Consider the following 4,116-nt stretch of genomic DNA (forward strand, 5'->3'; position numbering starts at 1 on the left):
GGCGCGCGCACGGCCTCCGGCCAGCAAGTGGGCGGCGTCCAGGTCACGGGCGTGATCGATGATCCGACGCCCATGAAAACCAGCTACGACCCGACCAATCCTGCGGCCAACCCGGACGGCTACGTGACCATGCCGAACGTCGATCCGGTGCAGGAAATGGTCAACATGATCTCGGCGTCACGTTCTTATCAGGCGAACGTTGAAACGCTTAATACCGCCAAGCAGCTAATGCTTAAAACCCTGACGATCGGAACCTGAGGACAACCCCGTGACTACCAACACCACGATCGGCAACAACGGGACGACCGTGTCCCAGACGCTGCTGGACACCATGAACGGCTCGTCGAGCACGTCATCGACCAGCTCGACGAGTTCGACGAGCTCGACCGGCGGCACGTCGCCGTCCGACCTGCAGAACACCTTTCTGACGCTGCTCGTCACGCAGTTGAAGAACCAGGACCCGACGAACCCGACCGACAGCTCGCAGATGACTTCGCAACTCGCGCAGATCAGCACGGTGTCGGGCATCGGCCAGTTGAATACGTCGCTGACGTCGCTGGCTGGGCAGTTGTCGGCGGGGCAGTCGACGCAAGCCGCGTTGCTGATCGGCTCGACGGTGCTGGCCCCTGGCAGCAGCGTCACGGTGGCAAGCGGCAAGTCGACGGCCTTCGGCGTGCAGACGGCGAATGCGCTCGACGACCTGACCGTCAACGTCAAGAACTCGTCCGGCCAGATCGTCAATACGCTCGACCTCGGCGCGCAGCCGGCGGGCGTGGTGCCGCTCTCGAGCTGGACGCCGGTCGACAAGAACGGCGCAACGCTGCCCGACGGCACGTACACCATCTCGGCGACGGGCACGATCAGCGGCAAGGCGGCGACCGCCACGGTGCTGTCGGCGTCACAGGTTCAAAGCGTGGTGCAACAAGCCGATGGAACCGCCGGACTCCGGCTCGCGAACGGCACGACGGTCGGCCTGACCAGCGTCGCCTCGATTCTCTAATCAAATTCAAAAGCGGAGACCGTCATGGGTTACCAACAAGGTTTATCGGGTTTGTCGGGCGCGTCGAGCGACCTGGATGTGATCGGCAACAACATCGCCAACGCGAACACGGTTGGCTTCAAGCAAAGCCAGGCGCAATTCGCCGATATGTATGCGAACTCCGTCGCGACCGCGGTGAACAACCAGGTGGGTATCGGTACGAAGCTCGCTGAAGTGCAGCAGCAGTTCGGCCAGGGCACGATCACGTCGACCAACCAGGCGCTCGATGTCGCCATCAACGGCAACGGCTTTTTCCAGATGTCGAACAACGGTTCGTCGGTGTATTCGCGCAACGGCGTGTTCCACCTGAACGCGGACGGCACCATCGGCAACTCGGCGGGCCTGTTGCTGATGGGTTATGCGGCGAACAGCTCGGGCGTCGTGAACAGCGCGGCGACGGTGCCGCTGACGGTATCGACGGCCAACATTCCGCCGGTCGCGACCAAGAACGTCAAGTTCGGATTCAACCTGAATTCGCAATCGGCCAACATCTCGAGCACGACGACCCCGTTCGACCCAACGGATTCGAGCACCTACAGCGCAACCAGCTCGATCAACGTCAACGATTCGCTCGGCGGCACGCATCAGGTGGCCGTGTATTTCGTCAAGAACGATACCGGCTCATGGACTGCGTACGGCACGACCGGCACGCCCCCGGCAGCCGTGGGACCCGGCACCGACGGCAAGCTCGGCACGGTCACCTTCGATGCGTCCGGCAATATGACCGGCACGAGCAAGTTCAACTTCACGATCCCCGACGGCGCTGTCTCCGGCGGCACGCAAGCGCTGACGATGGACTTCAGCGGCACGACGCAATACGGCGCCACGAGCGGCGTCACGGCCAGTTCGCAGGACGGCGCGGCATCGGCGAGCCTGACGGGTTTCACGGTCGGCACGGACGGCACGCTCACCGGCAACTACTCGAACGGCAACACGCAGGCGCTCGGTCAGATCGCGCTCGCCAACTTTGCCAACCAGAACGGCCTGCAGGATCTCGGCGGCAACGTGTACGCGCAAACGGGCGCATCGGGCGCGGCGCAGATCTCGGTGCCGGGCGCGACCAACCACGGCACGCTGCAGGGCGGCGCGGTGGAGAACTCGAACGTGGACCTGACGAGCGAGCTCGTGAACCTGATCACGGCGCAGCGCAACTATCAGGCGAACGCGCAGACCATCAAGACGCAGCAGACGGTCGATCAGACGCTGATCAACCTGTAAGCACCACTAGCGCCACAAGCAGCATATAAGCGAGAGAGAGCCAATCCATGGACCGTCTGATCTACACCGCGATGACCGGCGCCGCCCAGTCGCTCGAACAACAGAGCACGGTGGCGAACAACCTCGCCAACGCATCGACGACGGGCTTCAAGGCGCAGCTCTCCGCGTTCCGTCAGGTGCCGATGAGCTTCGAAGGCAGCGCGAACGGCGATCCGAGTTCGCGTACTTTCGTGCTGGCGTCCACGCCGACCGCCGACTACACGCCGGGTCCGATCCAGCAAACCGGCAATCCGCTCGATGTCGCCATTCAGGGCCCGGGCTGGCTGTCGGTCCAGGCCGCGGACGGCACGGAAGCCTACACGCGCGCGGGCAACCTGCATGTGGACGCGAACGGCCAGATCGTGACGGCGAACAACCTGCCGGTGATCGGCACGGGCGGTCCGATCTCGGTGCCGCCGGGCGCTGAAGTCACCATCGGCAAGGACGGCACGGTAAGCGCCATCGGGCCGGGCGATCGCGCGACGGCCATTGCCGCCGTCGATCAGTTGAAGCTCGTCAATCCGGATTCGTCGACCTTGGCGCGTGGCGACGATGGCCTGTTTCACACCGCCGACGGCAATCCCGCCGACGCCGATCCGGCCGTGACGGTCGCACCGGCATCGCTTGAAGGCAGCAACGTGAATGCGGTTTCCGCGATGGTGGACATGATCACTAACGCGCGCCAGTTCCAGATGCAAACCAAGATGCTCGATTCCGCGAACCAGATGGACCAGTCGGCTAACAAGCTACTCGATTTCAGCTGATCCGCCGCTTATCGTTTTTCATATTGCTTAGCTTGTTTAGCCCAAAGGCCAATAAAACATGAACCGCTCTCTTTACATCGCTGCAACCGGCATGAACGCGCAGCAGTCGCAGATGGACGTGATCTCGAACAACCTCGCCAACGTCAGCACGAACGGCTTCAAGGGTTCGCGCGCGGTGTTCGAAGACTTGCTGTACCAGACCGTCCGCCAGCCAGGCGCGAATTCAACGCAAACCACGGAGCTCGCATCGGGCAGCCAGTTGGGCACCGGCGTGCAACAGGTCGCAACGGAACGCCTCTACACGCAGGGCGCCCTGTCGCAGACCGGCAACTCGAAGGACGTGGCCATCAACGGCAACGGCTTCTTCCAGGTGACCATGCCCGACGGCACCACGGCATACACGCGCGATGGTTCGTTCCAGGCGAGCCCGACGGGCCAACTGGTGACATCGAGCGGATATCCGGTCACGCCGGCCATCACCTTGCCGACGAACTACACGAGCCTGACGATCGGTTCAGACGGCACGGTCACAGTCACGCAACAAGGCAGCACGGCGAACACCACGGTCGGGCAATTGCAGATCGCTACATTTGCGAACCCCGCCGGCCTCGACGCGAAGGGCGAGAACCTGCTCTCCGAAACCAACGGCTCGGGTGTTCCGAACGTCACGACGCCGGGACTGAATGGCAGCGGCACGTTGCAACAGGGCTACGTGGAAGCATCGAATGTGAACGTGGTGCAGGAGCTGGTGAACATGATCCAGACGCAGCGCGCCTATGAGATCAACAGCAAGGCCGTGACCACGTCGGACCAGATGCTGCAGACGCTTAGCTCGATGCAGGTTTAACAGGTTCAAGCGGCTTCACGGCTGCTACGTATTTCCGAAGGATCACGAAGATGTCGCTCATTTCTTTATCGTTTCGCCGTATTCCGACCGTCGTGCTGGCAGGTTTTCTCGCCGCCACGCTGGGCGCGTGTGGCCTCGTGCCAAAAGAACCGATCACCCAGCAGCCGATGACGGCGCGCCCGCCCTTGCCGCCCGTGAACGCGCAGTCA

General features: G+C 62.9%; 5 protein-coding genes and 1 pseudogene. All 6 read left to right on the forward strand.

The genetic code is table 11. The features are described 5' to 3' along the window. The coding region (gene flgC / locus ACRXB1_RS32160) for a flagellar basal body rod protein FlgC (protein ID WP_449494333.1) at positions 1-258 on the forward strand (258 nt) is incomplete at its 5' end. 10 nt (positions 259-268) lie between these two features. Continuing rightward, complete coding sequence (locus tag ACRXB1_RS32165) at positions 269-1,000, forward strand: flagellar hook assembly protein FlgD (protein WP_062168370.1); 732 nt, start codon at positions 269-271, stop codon at positions 998-1,000. Between the two features lie 24 nt (positions 1,001-1,024). Beyond that, positions 1,025-2,257: a flagellar hook protein FlgE gene (flgE, locus tag ACRXB1_RS32170; protein WP_062000639.1), complete on the forward strand. Its 1,233-nt coding sequence runs from the start codon at positions 1,025-1,027 to the stop codon at positions 2,255-2,257. 47 nt (positions 2,258-2,304) lie between these two features. After that, positions 2,305-3,060, forward strand: a complete 756-nt coding sequence (gene flgF / locus ACRXB1_RS32175) for a flagellar basal-body rod protein FlgF (protein WP_062168368.1) — start codon at positions 2,305-2,307, stop codon at positions 3,058-3,060. Positions 3,061-3,118: 58 nt separating this feature from the next. Next, the gene (flgG, locus tag ACRXB1_RS32180; RefSeq protein ID WP_062000637.1) at positions 3,119-3,907 is read left to right on the forward strand and encodes a flagellar basal-body rod protein FlgG; all 789 of its coding nucleotides are present in this window, start codon (positions 3,119-3,121) and stop codon (positions 3,905-3,907) included. Positions 3,908-3,957: 50 nt separating this feature from the next. Further along, positions 3,958-4,116, forward strand: a pseudogene (locus tag ACRXB1_RS32185) (flagellar basal body L-ring protein FlgH); the annotation flags it as partial.

It is taken from the genome of Caballeronia sp. M23-90, assembly GCF_053574605.1.

Bases quoted from the DNA above. Each gene is read 5' to 3' on its own strand.
- flgF (WP_062168368.1), top strand. From the start codon at position 2,305: ATGGACCGTCTGATCTACACCGCGATGACCGGCGCCGCCCAGTCGCTC.
- flgG (WP_062000637.1), top strand. From the start codon at position 3,119: ATGAACCGCTCTCTTTACATCGCTGCAACCGGCATGAACGCGCAGCAG.
- flgE (WP_062000639.1), top strand. From the start codon at position 1,025: ATGGGTTACCAACAAGGTTTATCGGGTTTGTCGGGCGCGTCGAGCGAC.